Raw genomic sequence first — 20706 nt, 5'->3', positions numbered from 1 at the left:
CGCGCTCCCGGGCGGTCAGCCCGTGGCGTCGCGCAGGGCCGTCAGGTGCGAGACGACGTTGCGTCCCAGTTCGTCGGGATTGTAACCGCCCTCGAGGAACGAGACCACGCGGTTTCGGGCCGTGGCCCGCGTCCGTCCGACGACCTCGTGCGTCAGCGTGTCGAAGTGCGCCGGGGTGAGGGTGAAGCCCCCAAGCGGATCCTCCGCCCCCGCGTCGAATCCGGCGGAGATGAGCGTGACGTCGGGTTCGAAGCGGGCCAGTGCCCGGTCCACGCCCTCGAGCAGCGTCTCCACGTAGCGCTCGGGCGGAAGACCCCCGGGCATGGGAAGATTCAGCGTCGTTCCCTCCCCCGCTCCCCGTCCGCGTTGATCCGCGGACCCGGTGCCGGGGAAGAGGGGGTACTCGTGCATCGAGAGGAAGAAGACCGAGGGATCGTCGTAGAAGATGTCCTGGGTCCCGTTTCCGTGGTGCACGTCCCAGTCCACGATCAGAACCCGCTCGACTTCCGGCCGGGCCAGGGCGTGGCGGGCGGCCACGGCGATGTTGTTGAAGAGGCAGAATCCCATGGCCCGGTCCGCCGTCGCGTGGTGTCCCGGCGGGCGCACGGCGCAGAAAGCCGCACGGCACGTTCCGTCGAGGACCGCGTCCACCGCCGCGACCCCGCACCCGGACGCGGCGACGGCGGCGTCCCAGCTTCCCGGCGAGACCGGCGTATCGGGATCGATCCGCACGATCCCTCCGCTCTCGACGGACCGGTCGCAGATCGCCCGCGTCCGTTCCACGTGTCCCGGCGTGTGGGCCCGTTCCAGTTGGGTGATCTCGGCCGCGGGCGGCATGACGGGGAGGACGTCCTCGTGAAGTTCGGGCAACGCCCGCTCGAGCGCGCCCATCACGGCGCGGAGCCGTCCCTGATGCTCCGGATGACCCCAGCCCGTGTCGTGCCGACTGCAGTCGGGATGCTGAAAGAGACCCAGACGCTTCAGCGGCGCCGCCTCGGGCAGGGCGTCACGTCAGGTCGCGAAGGTCGCGAGGCTCTGTCCCTCGGGGCCTTCCCGCAACTCACGGAGCGCTCGATCGCGGAGCTGCCGGACGCGTTCGCGCGTGACGCCCAGCAAGCGACCAATCTGCTCCAGCGTATGGGGGTCTTCGCCCTGCAGTCCGTAGTACAGCCGGACGACGCGCGCGTCCCGCGGACGCAAGCGCCGCAGGCCATCGGCGATGTGCCGCTTCAGCATCCGCCGTTCCACGACTTCCTCGACATCCGTCTCGTCCGCGAGGAACCGCTCCGCCAGGTCGCTGTCGTCGGCGGCCCCGACCCGCGCGTCGAGTCGCACCTCACGCGCATTCAGTCTTCGCAGCAGCTGGACCGTGGGTATCGTCAACCCCGTCTCGGCCGCGATCTCGCGATCGCTGGGCTCACGGTCGAGGGTCTGACGCAGTTCACCCCGCGCACGGATCATGCGCGCCAACTCGGTCGCCCGATTGAGCGGTACCCGCACGGGCCTGCCCTGCTTCGCGATCGCGGACAGAATCGCCTGGCGAATCCACCACACGGCGTAGCTGATGAACTTCACCCCGTGGTCCGGATCGAACTTCCGGGCGGCGATGACCAGGCCGACGTTCCCCTCCTGAATTAGGTCGAGGAAGCTCAGCCCCTTGTTGCGGTATCTTCGGGCGATGGAGATGACGAAGCGAAGATTCGCGCGGATGAGGCGGTCGAGGGCGGACGCATCGCCGCCACGAGCGGAGCGGGCGGTCTCACGTTCCTCGGTGGGGCTCAGGAGCGGATAACGACCCAGTTCCTCGAGGTAACGTTCGAGGATGTTGGGCGACAAACCCTCGCGATCCATCGCAACTTCCTCTCCTTGCCGACGTCGACCCGCCCAGGCTGGCGGGCCGATCTGTCGATTCCGGCTCCGTCGCGCTCGGACCATCCGACGCTGCAATGAAGCTAACGCGGATCGGTCACCCCGCAAAATGGGGCGCGGCCAGTGTGGTGTCGCTACACCAGGCTCGGTGGGAGCGTCAGAACCGACCGAGCGCGCGTTCGCGGGCCGGGAGGACTTCGAGGCAGGTCGTCCACCAGCCCGTGAGGATCGTGTCCACGAACTCCTCCGGCAGCTCTTCGTCGCGCATCTCACCCGCGAGGCGTTCGTGATCGTAGCCTACGGGCACGAACTTCAGGGCCGCCGGCGCCTCCATGGCGGCGCCGAAATCGAGGAGCGCGTACCACACCTCCGTCCGCCCGTCGTTCGCGGGCCGGCCCAGAACGCCGACGTTCGCGAAGAGCCCGCCGCCGGGCAGCGAGCGCTGCCACGGAATCCCGGTATGGGTCGCGAGCACGATGTCCGCTTCGTACTCGCGGGCGAGCCAGGTCAGGAACTGTGTCGAGGTCGCCGATTCCCAGAGGAATTCATTCATGCGCCGGGGGCTGCCGTGGCACATGAGCACCCGCGCGCCGTTTATCTCGAGGCGGATCTCGCCGGGGAGACGGTCCATCCAGCGGCGCCACCGCTCGTCCGTGTTCCGGAACGTGTAGCGGTATGAGAGCCGCGCGAAGTGGTTGTCGCGCGGGTCGGTGTAGCCGCACTGGCAATCCTCGAGGCCACGCGCGATCGAATCGTCGTAGTTCCCGCGCAGGACGCGGACATCGTGGTCGATGAGGAGCGGAAACACGCGGTCCGGATGGGGGCCGAACGCTCCGAGGTCGCCCAGGCAATAGAGCGCTTCCGCCCCCCGGTCCGTGGCGTCCTCGATCGCGGCCGCCAGCGCCAGGTGGTTGCTGTAGACACCGCCGAAGACGGCGATCCGGCGCGGTTCAGGAGACATCCTGCCCGATGCCCCCGTAGTTGGAGCAGATCGCGCCGTGCAGCCAACACGTGTAGCACGCGGACTCGTCGAGGCGCACCGGGCGGGACGCTTCCTCCAGCGTCGAACCCAAGCGGGCCGCCGGCGTCTCGATGAGGATCGGACAGGCGTAGATGCCGCGGTTCGTCACCACCCGGCTCGACGCGCAGAGCAACTGGTTCTCCTCGTACCCCTCCATCATCGCCTCCGTCACACGCTCCTCATGCGTGTAGGGGCGCACGCGGTCCGCCTCGCGCCCGATTCGGAGGGACGGGAGAATCTTGAGCCGCGGGTGCTCGTATCCGAGCGCTCGAAGCCGGGCGACGAAGGCCTGCCGCACCTCTTCGTCCCGTTCCGGTTCCCACACCTGCGTGGCGGTGATGATCGGCAGGAATCCCGACTCAAGCAGCTTCCGGACGCCGTCCATGGCGCGATCGAAGGTGCCGTCGCCGCGGATGGGGTCGTTCGTCTCGGGGGACGGCCCGTCGAGGGAAACGCGCATCTCGAGCGAGTAGCTCGCCGCGCGGGCGGTCCGGGCGATGGGCTTCAGGGCCCGCGCGGGGAGCAGAGTCCCGTTCGTCAGCACGGAAGCGGGTCCCCGCTCGAGGGTCCGTTCCAGCATGGCCGGGAGGTCCGGATGCATGAAGGGCTCGCCGCCGGTGAAGTAGTACTCCTTGACGCCCCACTTCTCGGAGCGCCGGAGCCAGTCCTCGACCTCGGCGAGGGAGAGAAACTCGAAGCTGTCGTTGTCCGGGGCGCAGCTGATGAAGCAGTGGACGCAGCGCAGGTTGCAGATCGTCCCGGTCACCTGGAACCAGAGTGTATCCAGGTGATCCAGGCGCACGAGGGGCGCTGCGCCGGCCGATCCGGCGCCGTTCGACGCGGACGGCGACGAGTGGATGCGTCGCGGCCGCGCGCTGTCTTGCCGTGGTTCGATCGGCGGCGCCGATCCGTGCATGAGATGAACCTTTGCGGGTGGTCTGTCGTTGATCCTACCGCGAGCGCCGGGGCGCGCGCGACCGAGCGTCGACGCGGCGGGCTTCAAGTACGGCCTTCAGGTCAGGAGCGGGGCTCCCGAGTGGAGCCGTGCCTCCACCTCCTCCTCAGAAGCTTCGATCAGCGCCAGCACCGGCTTCGGATCGCGCGGAGCGGAAGGTTCGAAGGAGAAGATGCGCAGCACGCGCGCCGAGTGGTGCAGGGAACGTCCGAGCCGGGGGATGTCGATGAGGCCTCGCTCACCCAGCGTGGTCAGCCGGCGGACTTCGCCGTCGTTCCGCACGAGGAGCAGGTTGAGTTCGAGCATGCCGGGGTAGCTCGGATAATCGAGCATCACCGCTCCCTCTGAGAGACCCCACTCGAGGGCCATGCGCCGCTCGAGCGCGGCAACGAGGTCCGCGCGCCGCGACGGCCACGACGACAACGCGTTCGGTAGCTGGTCGCCCGTCAACTCCACGAGCCGCTTCGGCAGACGCCGGTCCACGAGCGTGCGGAGGAGCTTCGCCGCACGGCCGAGCGCCGAGTCGGGATCGTGCCCCCCGCCCGCCGACGACCGCGCAATCCGCTGATCGATGAGCGATAGCAGCTCCTCGTCTGTCGGGCCCGTCAGGTCCTCCGACGAGAGCAGACCGCTCTCGAGCGCCGTCTGGACGAGGCGCACGAAGGTCAGCGTCGCGGCGCGCACGGCATGGTGCCAGTAGACGTTGCGGAACATCTGGTACTTCGAGAATAGGAGCGTCTCCAGCGCGCTGAGTCCCTTCTCGCTGACCGCGAGTTCGAGCGGACGTCCGGCCCCTTCGCGGGCGACGGTCAGCGCGGGGAGGAGGCGGTCGACGTCCACGGCCCCGTACGGCACGCCGCAGAAGAGGGAGTCGCGCCGGAGGTAGTCGATCTTGTCGAGATCCAGCGATCCCGAAATCAGCCCCTGCAGCGGGTGGCTCGACTGCCCCCGGATGAGGGCGCCGATGCGCGCCGCGGCATCCGGGCCACGCCGCTCGAGGACGCGCCGGATGGGGTCCGCCGCCATGAAGCGCGCCGCGATCTCCTCGTGGTCTCCGGGGATCGCTCCCGGACCGAGCTCCTCCAACGCGTGCGAGAAGGCGTAGTGCCCGACGTCGTGGAGGAGCGCGCCGAGGCGAACCACCGGCAGTTCACCCATGTCTTCCGCATCCAGCACCTCGAGGTGTCCGTCGCGCTCGAGGCAGGAGATGGCCCGCGACACGAGATGGTAGACGCCGAGGGCGTGCAGGAAGCGGTTGTGGACGCCGCCGGGATACACGAGGTGGGCGAAGCCGAGTTGCTTGACGCGCCGCAGTCGCTGGAACTGGGGCGCGTCGAGAATCTCGGCCGCGTCCTGTTCCACGCGGACGTTCCCCCACAGGGGATCACGGATGGTGCGTATTCTGGCCATGGGCGTCGCTGAACATGCTCCGCCGCGCGGTCAACGGGCAATCAACCGGGGCCGCGCTGACGCAGGGTTTTGCCACGGCCTGCCGGGGGGCGGCGGTGTTGCGGCGCGGACGGGGCCCTTGCGAGCTTGGAGCCGGCAGCGGGGCCGGAGCATGAGCAGGCGGAACGGAGGCGGCGTGGAGATCAAACGCGACCGGATGGTCCACCTCGGGTACGCGAAGTACTGGCGCTCCGAGCAGATCGTCGGATTACTCCCGATCGAGGAGGATCGGGGACCCGGCCGGCGGACGGAGGTCTTCGTCGCAACCAGGTCCGAGCCCGTCACGGCGTCTCGATCCGAGGCTTCGATCCTCCGGGACATGGCGTCGCTCCCGGACGAAGCCCGGGTCGCGGAGGCCGGCTCCATCGCCGAGGACCTCGTGGGCGCGCTGCGCGACCTGTCGCCGGTGCTCAAGCGGATGCTGAAGAACGAAGAGGGTTTCGACGTCGAGTACTGGGCCGGCAGACTCCGGCGGGTCATGGAGCCGGACGATGACGGCCAGGAGGACCTCTTCGGCTGACGGGCGACGGGCGGCGGCCGCCACGGCGGTCGCCCTGGCGGCGCTCTGCTTCGCGTCCCGAACCGGAGCCCAGGCCATTCCCACCTCGCCCGCTGCGGCTCCGCGGGCCGGGGTTTCCGATGGCTGGAACTCCGAGGCGGCGCTCGGGCTCATCGAGCGCGCGATCGAAGCGCGACGGCACGCGTGGGCCGATAGCTCACTCGAACGATTTCGGGCCCACGCGCAGGGACACATCTACTACCTCGGCGACATCCTCGGGGACCGGCACGTCATCAGGGCGGACCAGCTCGCGCTCGATGTCCGCTGGCAGGGCCCGGACCGCTCGATGCAGACGATCATCGGACGCCGGTACGAACGCCGGCTGCCGACGACCATCGACTATCACATCGACCACCTCTTTCTCGTCCTCGACAATTTCGGCGACCGGATCGGGATCGGAGAGGGTCACGAGGTCCGGGACGTGCTTCATCCCGCGGCGGCGGGCGCGCGTGAATTCTATGAGTACCGGCTCGCGGACTCGCTCGAGATCCGGCTTCGCGAGCGGACCGCCCGGGTCTTCGAACTGGAGGTCCGCCCGCGGGAGATGACGGCCGCGGGCGTCGTCGGATCGCTCTTCGTCGAACGGGAGACGGGGGCCATCGCCCGGATGCGGATCACGTTCACGCCCGCCGCCTATCGGGATCCACAGGTCGTGCGGCTCGTCGTTGACCTGCGCTCGGCTCTGCAGGAGGGTCGTTACTGGCTGCCCGACGAGCAGGAAGTCGAGATCGCGCGCTCCCTTCCCTGGTTCGACTTTCCCCTCGCGACGCTGATCCGGACCCGCTTCCGCGTCCTCGACTACACCTTCGACGAGGAGGCGCTCTTCAGCCTCGGGCCGGGGCAGATCATCTACAGCTATCGCGACGAAGAGCTGGCCCGCTTCGACGGATGGGAAGACGCGCTCTACGGGGGACCCATCGAGGAGGGAAACGCGGACGGCGATCCGGCGAAGGCCGTCGCGGACGCTCGCGGACTCCTGCGGCGGCAGGCGCTGCTCGGGGGCGGACGTTGGCAACTCGCGCTTCCGAACGCGTCGGGGGGAATCCGCGCGCGGCGTTCCGAGGGGCTGTTCGTCGGGGCGGGAGGCGCCTGGCGGCCGAACGATCTCACGCGGATATCGTTCCGGGGCGGCCTTGCGGTCGGGGAGGCGCGACCGCAGGCGAGCCTCGGACTGGGGAGGCGGCTCGGGCCGGTCGAAGTGGCGGTCGACGGCTGGCTACGGACTCACCGCGACGTGGGGCCGTCCGCCGGGGTGGGGGCGCTGCGGACGCTCTCCCTCCTCGCCCGCGGAGAGGACTACGAGGATCCCTACCTCACGACCGGCGGACGGATCGGGATTGCCCGCCACGGCGGTCCCGTTCGCTGGCGGCTGGGCGCCTCGCTCGAGCGCCACCGGAGCGCCGGGCTGGTCGTCGGCACCGTGCCGCTCGGAGACCGGCCGCTTCGCCCCGTGCGCCCCGTCGACGAGGGGGAGCTGGCGCGGCTCGACGCAGGTGTGACGGTGCGACTCCGAAGCCGATCGGGCGTGGGGTGGACGCTGGATCTCGCGGGCGAAGCGGCGGCGAACGGCATCGGGAACTTCGGCTATACGCGCGCCACGGTCGCGCTGCGGGCCCGGGGGAGTCCGGGCGGCGGGTGGGACTGGGCGAGTGGCGTGGAGTTCGGTCTTGCCGGCGGGGAGTTGCCGGTCCAGCGGCTGTTCCTGCTCGGGGGACGCGGTTCCCTGCCCGGCTATGAGTTTCGCGGCTGGGGCGGGGACCGCATGGCGCTGTGGCGCGGCGAGGTATCGCGGGCCATCGCGTCCCCGTGGGTGCGGCTGCGCGCCATCGGCGCCGCCGGCTGGGTCGGCCTCGGCCGTGCGGCGGAGGGCGCCGCCCGCCGCTTCGGCGTGAGCGGAAGCGAGGGTCTGCGCGCCTCGGCCGGACTCGGCCTCGGACTTGTCTACGACATCTTTCGCCTCGACGTCGTGCGCGGTCTGCGCGGCGAGCCACCGCCCGGCGGCAGCGGCGGGAACTGGGTCCTCCTCCTTTCCATCGACCCCCGATTCCTCGGGATCCTGTAACAGCCCCGCCGGGAGCGCGGCCCGCAGTCTTGTTTCCGGGGGCGGGCGATGTAAGGATTCACCGTGGATCGTTGTGTCTCCCGTGGAAGCGCGGCGAGCGCGGCGCAAACGCGTAAAAAGGTCTCCCGCTTGAGGTTCGCCCATGAGTGACGCCGAGATCACGACCGAGACCCCAACCGGTCATTCCCGCAGGACGTTCATCAAGGGGGTCATCGCGACCGGCGCGGTGGTCTCCTCCTCCAGCCATCTCTTCCGGGCGCGGAGCCTGTCGGCGAGCGCGACCGTGCGGGCGTCGATGCCCCGCATGATCTCGCTGGACGTGAACGGAACGTCGCGTTCGGTGGATGTCATGCCGCAGGAGACGCTGGCCATGACGCTCCGCTACAAGCTGGGCCTCACCGGTACGAAGCTCGGCTGCGACCGCGCGGAGTGCGGCGCCTGTACGGTGCTCATCGACGGGGTCTCGCACTACGCGTGCTCGCTGCTGACGAACGCGGTGCGCGACCGGTCGGTGACGTCGATCGAGGGGCTCGAGAGCGCGGACGGGACGCTGCACCCGGTGCAACAGGCGGTGATCGACGAGGGCGGATTCCAGTGCGCCTTCTGCGCCCCCGGCTTCATCATGAGCATGGTCGCGCTGACGAACGAGAATCCGGAGCCCACGCGCGAGGAGGCGGCCGAGGCCCTCTCCGGCAACCTCTGCCGCTGCGGGGACTACAACAAAATCCTGAACTCCGCCATGCGTGCCGCCGAGTACGCGCGGCGCATGGTGTGAGGGGAGGACGATCATGGCGCTAATCGGACAGGACATTTCGCCCCCGGATCTCCGCGCGAAAGTCACGGGACGAGCCAAGTACGCGGAGGACTTCAGGGCCGAAGGCATGGTCTTCGCCAAGCTCCTCCTGAGCCCCATGCCGCACGCCCGCGTGCGCAGCGTGGACACGAGCCGCGCGCTCGCGATGCCCGGCGTGCTCGGAATCCTGCGGGCAAGCGAAGTCAACCAGCCCGAGGCCCCGGGCGAGGCCGCGCTCACGGATGAGCCGAAGTACGTGGGCGAGCCCATCCTGGCGCTGGCGGCCGTGGACGAGACGACGGCGGCGGACGCGATCGAGGCGATCGACATCGACTTCGAGCCGCTCCCCTTCGCGATCGATCCGCTCGACAGCCTGCGGCCCGGCGGCTCGAACGCGCGGCTCGAGGGCAACGTCATGCGCCTGGGGGAAAGCGGGCGTGAGTGGGAGGACCTGAAGTGGCCGCAGGCGGAGTTCGACGCGGCCGAGGCCGAAGGCCGGCTGCCGATGGGCGAGCCGACGGACGAGTGGGACCACGGCGACCTCGACGCGGCGTTCGCCGACGCGGACTACGTGCTCGAGGACACGATCGTGCACCAGTCGCTCACCCACCATCCGATGGAGCCGCGAAGCTCCATGGCCTACTGGGAGGACGGCCGCTGCTACCTCTACGGGTCCACGCAGAGCACGCAGCGCGCCCACCAGGCAATCGCGGGACAGCTCGATCTGGAGCCGGACGAGCTCGTCTTCGTGGGCCAGTATTGCGGCGGCGGCTTCGGCTCGAAGATCGCCGGCGTCCCCATCTACCAGGTCACGGCGCTTCTGGCGAAAAAGATCCAGCGGCCGGTGATGATGCGGATCAACCGCTACGAGGAGAACTACATCGGCCGCGCGCGCCCAGGCTTCCAGGCGTGGACGAAGATGGGTTTCCGCAGCGATGGGAAGATCACCGGGATCGACCTGTACATCATTCAGGACCACGGGCCCTACGGGCGGTCGGGCGACTACAACACCGCGGGCGCCGTGACGGACCTCATGTACCAGCCCGACGCAATGCGCTTCCGCGGCCTCACCCTCTACACGAACACGCCGCCGCGGGCGGCGCAGCGGGCGCCGGGTGGCGCACAGATCGTCGCCATGCTGGAGCCGCTCGTCGACAAGGCGGCGCGCGAACTTGGCATCGACCGGGTGGAAATTCGGAAGATCAACGCTCCCACGCACGACTCGGAGTTCGGGCCACAGCGGGTCACGACGACGAGCGCCTTCGTGCGCGAGGCGATCGATGCGGGCGCGGCGCAGTTCGACTGGGCCGGGAAGCAGGCGCTCAGCGGGCAGCGGAACGGAACGAAGGTCACGGGGGTCGGCGTCGGCCTGAGTCCGTACGTCGGCGGCTCGTCGGGGTTCGACGGGCTCCTTCTCATCCGCCCGGACGGGAAGCTCTACATCCACCAGGGGATCGGGAACCTCGGCACGCACTCCATGGCGGACACTGCGCGGGCCGCTGCGGATGAACTCGGCCTCGAGTGGGAGGACTGCGCGGTCATCTGGGGCGACAGCTCGCAGCACCATCCGTACAGTTCGGTACAGGCGGGAAGCCAGACGATCCACGCGCACACGCGCGCGAACTACGCCGCCGCGCTCGACATGAAGCGGAAGCTGCAGGAGGTCGCGGCCGCCGCCCTGGGCGGCTCGGCGAGCGCCTACCAGGTCGGGGGTGCGCGCGTGAGCGGACCGGGAGGCTCCATGAGCTTCGCGCAGGCCGCCGAGCGCGCCATCGCCATGGGCGGCGAGTACTCCGGTGAGGCGCTGCCGGAAGACATCAACGACTACACGCGCGGCTCCGCCAGCCAGCTCGCGGGCCAGGGGCTGATGGGCGTCGCGCGGGACAACTTCTCGCACGAGGGGTCGACGTGGTCGTGGGTCGTGGGCTTCGCGGTCGTCGAACTCGACACCGAGACCGGCGACGTGCGGATCATCGACTACACGGGGTCCGCCGACTGCGGGGTCGTCGTGCACCCGCGCAGCCTCGCGGCACAGATCCACGGCGGCAGCGTGCAGGGCTTCGGCCAGGCGCGCAGCCAGAAGTGGGTGTTCGACCCGAAGTGGGGCGTGCCCTTCGCCCACCGGCTCTATACCGCGAGACCGCCCGGCATCCTTGATGTGCCGCTCAGCATGGACTGGGCGGCGGCGGGCGAGCCGGACCCGCAGACGCCGATCGGCGCCAAGGGGATCGGGGAGCCCCCGGTCGGAGCCGGGTCCGCGGCGGTCACCTCCGCGATCGCGGACGCGCTCGGCGGGCGCTGCCTGTGCCGGATCCCGCTGACGACGGACGTGATCCTGGCCGAACTCGAGGGCCGGGCGCAGCCGCACGCACTCACCGAGATCCACAGCTAGGGGAGATAGAACGATGGCCGTGATTCGCGACATGATGCCCGCGTTCGAGCTCTTCCAGCCGACGAGCGTGGACGAGGCGCTGGACGTGCTCGAGCGCCACGACAACACCTGGGTCCTGGCAGGCGGCCTCGACTCGATGGACTGGTTCAAGGATCGCATCAAGCGGCCCGACGTCGTCGTCGAGCTGGGCTCCGTGAGCGAGCTGACCGGCATCCGCGCGAGCGGGGACGGGCTCGAGATCGGCGCCATGACTTCGCTGCGCGACGTGGCGGCGAGCGAAGAGGTGCGGTCGCGGTTCGGAATCCTCGCCCAGGCCGCCGTCGAGGTGGCGACGCCGCAGATCCGGAACCAGGGGACGCTCGGCGGCAACCTCATCCAGGACACCCGCTGCTGGTACTACCGGGGCGGGTGGCCGTGCTACCGTGCGGGCGGGAACATCTGCTACGCGGGGACGCCCCGCTCCATGAACCGTGAGCACGCCGTGACCGGGCAAAGCCGCTGCGTGGCCGTCAACGGCGCGGACACGGCCGGGGCGCTGGTCGCCCTCGGCGCGCAGATGATGGTGCGGAACCCGGGCGGCGAGCGCGTCTACGAGGCCGAGGACTTCTTCGTCGGCCCGGAGATCGACATCCAGCGCATGACCGTGCTGCAGCCGGGAGACCTCCTGACGCACGTGCGCATTCCCGGCGACTGGGCGGGTGCGCGCTTCTACTGGGAGAAGGTCCGCGACCGGAAATCGTGGGACTGGGCGCTGGCCAGCGTGGCCGCGGCGATCGTGGAGTCGAACGGCACGATCGAGCGCGCCCGGATCGCCGTCAACGGCGTGGCCCCGACGCCGGTGCGGCTGACCGATGTCGAGGACCTGATTCAGGGGATGCCGGCGAACGACGACACCGGCATGGCGGCCGGCGAACTCGCCACGCGCGGCTTCAAGCCGCTGCGCCACAACGACTACAAGGTACCGCTCGCGCGGAATCTCGTCCGGCGAGCGGTGCGAGGAGACGCAGCCTAGCAGCCCGGAAAGGATAGCTCCCGGATGGAGATTCTCCGCACAGCTCCGAATCCCTGGGGCCAGGAGGTACTCGTCGGCGTCGCCTGGGATCTGCTCTGGGCCGCCGCGATCGCCGGCTTCCTCTTCGTGGTCGGGCACCACCTGTACGTCTGGATCATGGCGCCCAAGGCCGAGAAGAGCGCGGTCGGGCCGGCACCTGACATCCCCGAGCGCGTCGAGCGTCATTCGTCGGCTTCCCGGACCTTCCACTGGCTGATGGCCGCCACGATGCTCACGCTGCTCGTCACCGCATTCTTCCCCGTGATCGGCGTCCAGTTCGCGTGGGTCACGATCCACTGGATCGCGGGGATCGTCCTCACCCTTCTCATCATCTGGCACATCATCCACGCCTCGACGAAGCAGGACTTCTGGTCCGTGTGGACCGGGACGAAGGAGATCGGGCAGGCGTTCCAGGCGGTCGGGAAGTTCCTGCGCCGCCAGCCGGCCAAGGAGGAGCGCTCGGGCAAGTACCCCCTCGACCAGCGGGCCTACCACAACGCGGTGACGCTCGTCTCGGGGGGGGTCATCGTCACGGGAATCCTCATGATGTTCGGGGTCGACACCTGGTTCTGGGCCAGCAACCCGTACTTCCTCTCCGACTCCACGTGGGGGCTCGTGTTCGTCCTGCACGGGCTGTGCGGCGTCGGGCTCGTCACGATGGTCATCGCCCACATCTACTTCGCGATCCGACCCGAGAAGCGCTGGATGACCCGATCGATGATCAAGGGCTGGATCACGCGCGAGGAATACCTCGAGCACTACGACCCCGACCTCTGGAAGCTGGGGACGGAGCCCGCCGGATCCGAGCTGGCCGGAGGGAGCGCGTCGTCCGCGGATCCCGACGGAGTCGTGACCGCTTGAGCCGCGAGGAGCTGAAGGCCCACATCGAGGTCCTCGAAAAGGCGTACGAGTTCTTCCTCTCCTACGCCGCGCTCGGCGCCGAGCAGGAGGAAGCCTCGAAGGTCGGTGGCCAGTTGCGCGAGTACCTGAGCCGGGCGGACGCGGCGCTCCGGGCGCTGGCGGACGATCTCGGCGGCCTGGTTGCGGCGGAGGGGTTGGAACCTGCGGGCCCCTACCGTGACATGATCGATGTGACGTCGGCCGACGCCGCCCGGGCGGGCGCGGCCGTGCGGATCGTCCTCGCCCAGGAGACGATCAGCTCGCAGTTGATCGACAACCTCAACGCCTCATCCCACCTGCGGGCGCTCCTCACCGACCTCTTCCTCCTCGACGACGTCGTCTGAGGGAGGGCCGTGCGCCCGACTACAAGTCCGTGCCCCCCCCCTCGCTACGCGTCCGTGCGCGTGAAGGTGAAGGTGCCGATGGGTTCGTCGGAGAAGGGGCGCTCGCCCCGCAGGCTGTGGATGGGCTCTCTCGGCTGCGTGTCGTCGTTGGCGGAGGCGTAGTCGGGGCCGCTGTCCGTCCCCGCGTCGTACGGGTAGAGCACGACCTCGAGTTCCCCGATCCAGTTTCCATCGGTGTCACGCAGCGACAGGCCGGACACGCCCACGAACCAGTCCGGGCTCGGGGCGATCATCGTGACGAGGGTGATGAGCGGGAAGTCCTCCCGAAGGGTGATCGCCTGGATCGTCGTACTTCCGGGACTGCGAATGCCGGACCCGTTGACGACCGCCAGTGCGTTTCCCGGGATCTCAGCCTGGATCTCCGCGGTCAGCGTACCGGTGCCGCCCGTTTCGGCCATGCTCTCGATCCCCGGCGTAGCGGTGCCGTCCCGGACCCAGAAGGTCACGCCGGCGTTGTGCACCGCACCGATCAGCGGCGACAGATGTGCGCCGCCGGGGAAGTTCGTGGGGTGCGTCGAGGCGCTCCACGTCGACTCGAAGACCACGCGGTACGTCGCCGTGGTCGCCGCGGCCGGGGGCGGCGGTTCGGGCTCCGGGTCGGGCCCCCGGACGCCCGCCGTCTCCGAACCATCGCACGCCGCCATGACGGCCAGGGAAACCGCGAGCGCCAGCGGGCCCATCCGGGTTTCGAGAAGCCTGTGAAGCATGTTGTCGCCTGCGAAACGGTGATCGTGACTGTGATTCTGACCACCGGACACCGGAGAAGGTTCCAGTGGGGTCAACGGCAGTTGCGGTCGACCCGGTATCGGTGGACGTAGGGGACACCGAACTCGCCGAGCGTCGTGGCCCAGACTTCGGTTCGACTGGCGCGGAGAATTCGTAGCCGCGGGTCCCAGTCATCGTGGTCCGCCGGTCCCTCGATCCGCACCGAGCCCTCGAGTTCCCCGTCTTCGCCGTAGATTTCCCAGATGTCGGCCGGGTCTGGCCACGCTTCGCGGAGGAGCCACATCGAGCCGTCCCCGCCGGCTACGATCCGGCGCACGGGCGGATAGTGCTCGGGGAAGGTGATGAGTTCACGCCCGATCCGCCGCTTCCGCTCGGGGTTGCTCGTGTCCCACGGAGACCCGCCGCGGGCCAGTTGGTCGGCCATGCGTTCCCGCTGCAGCGACGCTTCGGCGCGCGTGATGGGTCGAAGTTTGTATGGAACGGTGCGATGGAGCAGGGTGTCGCCGTCGAACCGGATCTGGAGCAGATCGAAGCTCGCGTCCTCCCCTTCCTCCCTCACCTTCCCGATCAGGACGACGGCGGCGCCGTCGGGCGTTGCGGCGACCGGGAGCCAGGACTCTCCAGACCAGGGGCCCAGCGGATGGGAGGTCATAACGCCCCACCCATACCGGTCTGTTTCGTGTTCGAGGGCGTACGGGCCCAGGTGCCGCTCGACCATGGCGAGCGTATCCACGATCTCGCCGGATGCCGAGACGCGCCGCAGGGCGGCCCTGCCAGCCTTCAGAAAGAGCCCCGCGTCCTCGTTCACCGACCGGGAGGGCAGGAAGGTGCCGTCCGGGAGGGGCCGACCGGGACTCAGGTGGGATCCCTCGGCAGGGAGTCGGATCCTGAAGCTCACGCGGCGGATCTCCTCGCCATCCGCCGAGAGGAACTGCGTCCCGAGCCGGTGACTCACCCAAAGTGTGTCGCCCAGCCAACCTGCATGCCTGAGGGGAAGTGCCCACTCCCCCGGTCCTTCTCCCTGACGCCCGATCATTCCTGCGGGTCGACCGTCGGACCGGAAGACGCGGATCGGATCCCAGGACTGGAGGAGGTAGATGCTTCCATCGGGCCGGGTCGCCAGATCCCGCACGTAGGTGAGCGCGTCTTCGCCGTCCGGGGACCCCAGACGAAGCGTCTCCTCGAGTTCCCATGGACGGTCGCACACCTGCTGGCCGGTGACCCGACCGGCGCCAATCGCCTCGCAGCCGGCCGCGACGGAGACCGCGATCGCCAGTGCGCCGATCCGATGACGGCGCGTCATGTCCTCATGCGCTGGCGTGCCAGGCGGCGAGGACCTCGGCTTCCAACTCGGCGGGGAGGCCGGCCCGGGGTTCGGCGCGGCGATCCTCGGGGAGCGAGTTCCACCATTCGACCGTGTCGCGGGCGGTGTGGGCGAGCGGGCGGAACGTGAGCCCGGCCTGCACGGCGGCGGCGACCGAAACCTGGTTCATGCCGACCGTTTCCCCTTCGGGCGGCGTCCAGTTCGTCATGTGCATCCACGGCGCCACGTCCTGCTCCGCCATGAACTCCGTCGGCACCCAGGTGAACGCGGCGTCGGAGCCGAGCGCGCCGCGGATCTCCTCCAGCATGTCGCCGAACCGCTGTATTTCTCCCGTGGCGTTGTACGTGCCCCCGGTTCCCGGAGTCTCGACGAGGCGCACGATCCACTCGGAGAGGTCGCGGGCGTCGACGTTCTGCACCGGGTCGGCGGGGGTGTTGGGGGCGAGCACTTCCCCTCCGCGGTCGACCCGGACCGGCCAGTACGTCCAGCGGTCCGTGTTGTCGCCGGGCCCGATGATCAGCCCCGGGCGCACGTTGATCGCGTTCTCGCCGAAGGCGTCGCTCGCGTACTGCTCGCAGCGCGCCTTCCTGGGCCCGTAGCCTCCGTCGTCCTCGGCCTCGTCAGGCGACAACTGCCCGACGTGATAGTCCTCGTCGATCCCGACCCGGGCGAAGTCCGCGTAGGCGGAGATGGAGGAGACGAAGAGGTAGCGGTCGACGTGGCCGCGCAGGAGTTCGGTCGTTGATGCGACCCAACTCGGGTAGGAGGCGGAGTTGTCGATGACGGCATCCCACTCTCTGCCCTCGAGTGCCGACAGATCGCTCGTCCGGTCACCGATCAGGTGCTCGACACGCTCGAAGTAGTCCTGGTAGAACGGCGGCTCGGTCTGCCCGCGCGTGAAAATCGACACCTCGTGGCCCCGGTCGAGCGCGTACTTCACCTGGTGCGGGCCGATGAAGCGCGTCCCGCCGAGGATGAGGATGCGAAGCGGGCCTGCCTCGCCCCCCGCGCAGGCGGCCGAGCCGAAGGCGCTGAGCACGCCGACCGCCCCGCCGGCGCGGGCGGACGTCTTCACGAACTCTCGTCGGGTCTGGTTCCACGCCATCGTGATCTACTCCCTTTCTGTGCCTTCCTCGCCCGGCGCCCTCTCTTCGGCGCGGGGTCCGGACCAGCCGTATGCCTGGGCGACCGCGATCGCGATCTCCGCCGCGAGCTCGCTCCCGGAGTCGGAGTTCGTCATCACGAAGACCCCGTCGTCCCCATCGATGTACGCGGCGAACGTGCAGCGGAAGCCCTGGTTCGAGCCGCCGTGCCGGAAGCGTTCCCCGTCCTCGGAGATCGCCGGGCCCAGCCCCCAGTCGTCCGCGTCGGGCGACAGCATCTCGCGGGCGAGCGCTTCTCCCAGCACGCGGGTCGACTCACCCTTCCAGGCACGCTGCACCTCCCGGGCGTAGAGCGCGAGTTCGCTCGGCGTCGTCCACAGGCCGGCGGCCGCCTGTTCGGGATACGTGTGCCACCCGCCGGGAACGCGCTCGCCATCGGACCGGTAGCCCGTCGCGATGTCGTCCTGCCGCTCGTTGGGGATCGGCTGCTCGTAGGTCGAGCGGGACATGCCGAGCGGGTCGAGAACCTCCTCGCGCATGACCGCGGCGAACGGTCTGCCGTGGATGTCCGCCACGAGTTGCTGCATCACCGTGTATCCTCCGCCGGAGTATTGCCAGCTCTCGCCGGGCGCCTTGTAGACGCGCACGGGGTCGGTGTTGCCGCGGCCGTCGAGAACGCCTGGGCCGTCCGGCGCCTCCTCGTCCGGGCCGTACCCGGGGAAGCCCCACACGGTGAGGCCGGCCCGGTGCGTGAGGAGCCCGCGCAGGGTGACGGGCCCCTGCTCGGTGAACGCGTTGTCCGGCACTCGCCAACTCGTGAGATAGGCGTTGACGTCCCCGTCGAGGTCCACCCGGCCCGATTCGACGAGGCGAAGGGCGGCGAGGGCCGCCACGGGCTTGGAGATGGAGGCCGCCTGGAACAGCGTGTTCCGCGTCACGGGCCGGCCTGATTCGACGTCGGCGAGTCCGTAGCCGCGCGCCCAGGCGATCTCGCCGTCGACTAAAACCGCGACGCTGACGCCCGGCACGCCCAGTTCGGCCATGCGGTCCGCGACCCCGTCCAGCGAGACCCCGTCCACCGCGGGCCGGTCCGGCGTGGAGGGCGGCGCGCACGCGAGCGCGGACGCTGTCCAGGCGATGAGGGCGATCCGGGCTGCGTTCACGGTCCCTTCCCGAATTTGCAGTCGTACCAGTTGCGGCCGATCCCGAGATCGACGCGCAGGGGGACGGCCAGCTCGATGGCCCCTTCCATCTCCTCGCGCACGATCCGGCCGATGGCTTCAACATCGGACTCCGGGGCCTCGATGAGCAACTCGTCGTGCACCTGCAGCAGCATGCGCGCGTCGGTTCCCGCGAGACGCTCGTGGAGCCGGATCATCGACACCTTGATGAGGTCCGCCGCGGATCCCTGGATGGGGGAGTTCGTCGCCGTCCGTTCGCCGTAGCCGCGAATCCCGGGGTTCCTTGACCGGATCTCGGGGATGTACCGGCGACGTCCGAACAGCGTCTCGACATAGTTCCGGTCCCGCGCCAGTTCCTTCATCTCCTCGAGGTAGGCCGCCACGCCCGCGAACCTCTCGAAGTATCCGTCGATGAACTCGCTCGCCTGCGCCCGCGAGATACCGAGCTGCTGGGCGAGCGCGAACGGGCCCTGGCCGTAGATGGTCGCGAAGTTGATCGTCTTCGCCTGCTCGCGCATGGTCGGCGTGACGTCATCCGGCTCGACCCCGAAGATCCGGGCCGCCGTCTCCCGGTGGATGTCGCGCTCCGCCCGGAACGCTTCCACGAACGCCTCGTCCCCCGAGAGATGCGCCATTACGCGGAGCTCGATCTGGGAGTAATCCGCCCCCGTGAACAAGTGGCCGGGAGCAGCGATGAACCCCTTCCGGATCTCGCGCCCCAGCGCCCGACGGATCGGGATGTTCTGGAGGTTGGGGTCCGACGAGGAGAGCCGGCCGGTCGCGGCGACGGTCTGGTTGAAGCGGGTGTGGATGCGCCCCCGGTCGTCGATGAGGCCGGGGAGCACGCCCACGTACGTGCCGTCCAGCTTGTCGAGTTCCCGGTGTTCGAGGATGAGGCGCGGAAGTTCGTGGCCCATGGCCGCGAGTTGTTCGAGCACGGACTCGTCCGTCGAGGGCCCGGTCTTCATCTTCTTGAGGACGGGCAGTGCGAGCTGGTCGAAGAGAAGCGCCCGCATCTGCGGCACGGAGCGGAGGTTGACCTCGGTCCCGGCGATCTTGTGGATCTCCGAGCGCACGGCGTCGAGATCGCGGCGCAGGCGGGCGCGCAGCTCGCCGAAGAAGTCGAGGTCGATCGCGATGCCGGCGCGTTCCATGCTCGCGAGGACCGTGACGAGCGGCATCTCGACCTCGCGGAAGAGGCGGCCCATCCCGGTGCGCACGAGGTCGGCTTCGTCGACTTTCGCGAGGCGGTGCAGGAGAGCGGCGCGGGCCCCGGCCCATTCGGCGACGCGCGCAGGCTCGACCGATGCGAGGGGGAGACGGTTCCGTCCGGTGCCCGTGATGGCGTCGCCCGTCTCGAGCGCGACGCCGAGGCGATCGGGGCCGAGGGTGGAGAGCGCGCGGTCGCGGCGGGCCGGATCCAGGCAGTAGGAGGAGATCTGCGTGTCGAACGCGTCGTCGTCCTCGAGCCCCCCCAACTCGACGCCGTGCCGGCGCAGGAGTTGGGCGGCGTACTTGAGGTCGTGCCCGAGTTTCGGGGTGTCCGAGGCGAGCAGTTCCCGCAGGCCTCGCATGTCGGACGACGTCAGCCCCGGCAGGCCGACCGGATCGCCCGCGTCGAAGGCGAGCGTAGGGTTTCCCGCCGCATCGTGCTGGATCTCCGGGGCCCGGTGCCCGAGGGGCAGGTAGAAGGCGCGGGCGTCGGAGGCGGCGACCGCGAGGCCGACGAGATCGGCGCCGAGCGGATCGTCGGAACTGCCCGCGACGAAGAGTCCGATGCGCGGAGCGTCCGAGCACTCGGCCAGCAGGGCACCCAGCCCACCCGCATCCGCCACGACGTCCACCTCCGGTGCGAAGCGCTCGGCCTCGGACGCCGGAGCCTCCAGCTCCCTCAGCAGATTGTGGAACTCTAGGTCGCGGAAAACGGCCGCCGCCTTTTCGGCGTCCAGCGTCCGTGACCGGAGGCTTTCGAGATCGAGGCTCACGGGCGCATCGGTGCGGATCGTCACCAGCTGCCTGGAGCGCCGGGCATCGTCGGCATGCTTTAGAAGCGCGTTGCGGGCCCGTGCGGCCTTGACCTCGTCCGCCCGCGCGAGGATGGACTCCAGGTCGCCGAACTGCCGGATGAGCGCCGGCGCGGTCTTCTTCCCGATGCCGGGCACGCCGGGGACGTTGTCGGACGCGTCGCCGAGCAGCGCGAGGAAGTCCGTCACGCGCTCCGGCGGCACGCCGAACCGCTCCTCGGCGTTGTCCGGCGTCACCCACACCTGTTCCACTCCGGCGGGTCCGCCGCGGCCCGGATTGAGCAACGCCGTGCGGTCGTCCACAAGCTGGTGGAAGTCCTTGTCTCCGGAGACGATGACGGTGCGCAGATCACGGCGCGCGGCCTTCTGCGCGAGGGTCCCGATCACGTCATCCGCCTCCCACCCTTCCGCCTCGATGACGGGCACCCGAAAGGCGTCGAAGACCTCTCGACACCTGGGGAGGGACGCCCGGAGTTCGTCGGGCATCTTCTCTCGCGTGGCCTTGTAGTCCGGGTAGATGTCGGTGCGAAAGCTGTCGCCGGCATCGAACGCGACGCCGAGATAGTCGGGCGCGTGATCGGCGATCAGCCGCATGAGGAAGCGGGCGATTCCATAGGGAGCCGACGTGTTCTCGCCGCTGGAGGTCGTGAGCGGCCGGTTGATCATGGCGAAAAACGCGCGGTAGATGAGCGCGTAGCCATCGAGCAGGAAGAGCGACGGACGAGAGGCCCGTGCGGGCTTCACGGCGCCTGGCGCCGCCACACGGCGTTCACGGGCTGTCGGAGAGGGTCGGCATGGCATCTATGTATGGCGGGGGAGCCGTCCGTGGCAAAGCCGGGGACAAAAAAAGCGCCCCGCCGGGTGGGGCGGGGCGCGTGAAGCTCCGGCTCGGC

General features: G+C 69.6%; 17 protein-coding genes. 7 read left to right on the top strand and 10 right to left on the bottom strand.

The genetic code is table 11. The features are described 5' to 3' along the window. Window positions 1-15: 15 nt before the first annotated feature. The 5 genes from RN729_RS00965 to RN729_RS00945 form a co-directional block, all read right to left on the bottom strand. Window positions 16-975, bottom strand: a complete 960-nt coding sequence (locus RN729_RS00965; RefSeq protein WP_310781830.1) for a histone deacetylase — start codon at window positions 973-975, stop codon at window positions 16-18. Window positions 976-1011: 36 nt separating this feature from the next. Continuing rightward, window positions 1012-1851, bottom strand: coding sequence for an RNA polymerase sigma factor RpoD/SigA (locus tag RN729_RS00960; protein WP_310781689.1), 840 nt, complete (start codon window positions 1849-1851; stop codon window positions 1012-1014). Between the two features lie 175 nt (window positions 1852-2026). Continuing rightward, window positions 2027-2830, bottom strand: a complete 804-nt coding sequence (locus RN729_RS00955; protein WP_310781687.1) for a metallophosphoesterase family protein — start codon at window positions 2828-2830, stop codon at window positions 2027-2029. Then, the gene (locus RN729_RS00950) at window positions 2820-3692 is read right to left on the bottom strand and encodes a radical SAM protein (RefSeq protein ID WP_310781685.1); all 873 of its coding nucleotides are present in this window, start codon (window positions 3690-3692) and stop codon (window positions 2820-2822) included. The genes RN729_RS00955 and RN729_RS00950 overlap by 11 nt, the downstream gene beginning before the upstream one ends. A gap of 210 nt (window positions 3693-3902) precedes the next feature. Further along, window positions 3903-5255 carry an HD domain-containing protein gene (locus RN729_RS00945; RefSeq protein WP_310781683.1) on the bottom strand — a complete coding sequence of 451 codons (1353 nt, stop codon included), beginning with the start codon at window positions 5253-5255 and terminating at the stop codon, window positions 3903-3905. Between the two features lie 175 nt (window positions 5256-5430). On the opposite strand from RN729_RS00945, the gene RN729_RS00940 reads away from it, so the two are divergent. The 7 genes from RN729_RS00940 to RN729_RS00910 all read left to right on the top strand — a co-directional run bounded on the left by RN729_RS00940 (window position 5431) and on the right by RN729_RS00910 (window position 13395). Beyond that, window positions 5431-5814 (top strand): hypothetical protein, encoded by a 384-nt coding sequence (locus tag RN729_RS00940; RefSeq protein ID WP_310781681.1) that lies wholly within the window; start codon window positions 5431-5433, stop codon window positions 5812-5814. Then, window positions 5786-7915 carry a hypothetical protein gene (locus RN729_RS00935; RefSeq protein ID WP_310781679.1) on the top strand — a complete coding sequence of 710 codons (2130 nt, stop codon included), beginning with the start codon at window positions 5786-5788 and terminating at the stop codon, window positions 7913-7915. Before RN729_RS00940 ends, RN729_RS00935 begins: the two co-directional genes overlap by 29 nt. A gap of 142 nt (window positions 7916-8057) precedes the next feature. After that, entirely contained in the window at window positions 8058-8690 is a 633-nt protein-coding gene (locus tag RN729_RS00930) for a 2Fe-2S iron-sulfur cluster-binding protein (RefSeq protein ID WP_310781677.1), read from the top strand. 13 nt (window positions 8691-8703) lie between these two features. After that, window positions 8704-11100, top strand: coding sequence for a xanthine dehydrogenase family protein molybdopterin-binding subunit (locus tag RN729_RS00925; RefSeq protein ID WP_310781675.1), 2397 nt, complete (start codon window positions 8704-8706; stop codon window positions 11098-11100). A 13-nt stretch (window positions 11101-11113) separates the two neighbouring features. Further along, a complete protein-coding gene (locus tag RN729_RS00920) occupies window positions 11114-12112 on the top strand; it encodes a xanthine dehydrogenase family protein subunit M (protein WP_310781673.1) in 999 nt (332 codons plus the stop codon). 24 nt (window positions 12113-12136) lie between these two features. After that, window positions 12137-13012 carry a cytochrome b/b6 domain-containing protein gene (locus RN729_RS00915; protein WP_310781671.1) on the top strand — a complete coding sequence of 292 codons (876 nt, stop codon included), beginning with the start codon at window positions 12137-12139 and terminating at the stop codon, window positions 13010-13012. Beyond that, window positions 13009-13395, top strand: a complete 387-nt coding sequence (locus RN729_RS00910) for a hypothetical protein (RefSeq protein WP_310781669.1) — start codon at window positions 13009-13011, stop codon at window positions 13393-13395. The genes RN729_RS00915 and RN729_RS00910 overlap by 4 nt, the downstream gene beginning before the upstream one ends. A gap of 44 nt (window positions 13396-13439) precedes the next feature. Here the strand turns inward: RN729_RS00910 and RN729_RS00905 are convergent, their stop codons facing one another. The 5 genes from RN729_RS00905 to polA all read right to left on the bottom strand — a co-directional run bounded on the left by RN729_RS00905 (window position 13440) and on the right by polA (window position 20557). Beyond that, window positions 13440-14162 carry a spondin domain-containing protein gene (locus tag RN729_RS00905; protein WP_310781667.1) on the bottom strand — a complete coding sequence of 241 codons (723 nt, stop codon included), beginning with the start codon at window positions 14160-14162 and terminating at the stop codon, window positions 13440-13442. Between the two features lie 71 nt (window positions 14163-14233). Next, window positions 14234-15484 (bottom strand): hypothetical protein, encoded by a 1251-nt coding sequence (locus tag RN729_RS00900; protein ID WP_310781664.1) that lies wholly within the window; start codon window positions 15482-15484, stop codon window positions 14234-14236. A gap of 4 nt (window positions 15485-15488) precedes the next feature. Next, window positions 15489-16610, bottom strand: coding sequence for an NAD-dependent epimerase/dehydratase family protein (locus RN729_RS00895; protein ID WP_310781662.1), 1122 nt, complete (start codon window positions 16608-16610; stop codon window positions 15489-15491). A gap of 6 nt (window positions 16611-16616) precedes the next feature. Next, a complete protein-coding gene (locus RN729_RS00890; RefSeq protein WP_310781660.1) occupies window positions 16617-17771 on the bottom strand; it encodes a serine hydrolase domain-containing protein in 1155 nt (384 codons plus the stop codon). Next, window positions 17768-20557, bottom strand: a complete 2790-nt coding sequence (gene polA, locus RN729_RS00885; protein WP_310781658.1) for a DNA polymerase I — start codon at window positions 20555-20557, stop codon at window positions 17768-17770. The genes RN729_RS00890 and polA overlap by 4 nt, the downstream gene beginning before the upstream one ends. Window positions 20558-20706 lie beyond the last annotated feature (149 nt).

This window comes from Candidatus Palauibacter polyketidifaciens, assembly GCF_947581785.1.
Taxonomy (GTDB): domain Bacteria; phylum Gemmatimonadota; class Gemmatimonadetes; order Palauibacterales; family Palauibacteraceae; genus Palauibacter; species Palauibacter polyketidifaciens.
The sequence above is the reverse complement of the archived record's forward strand: the minus strand, read 5'-3'. Positions and strand labels throughout refer to the sequence as shown.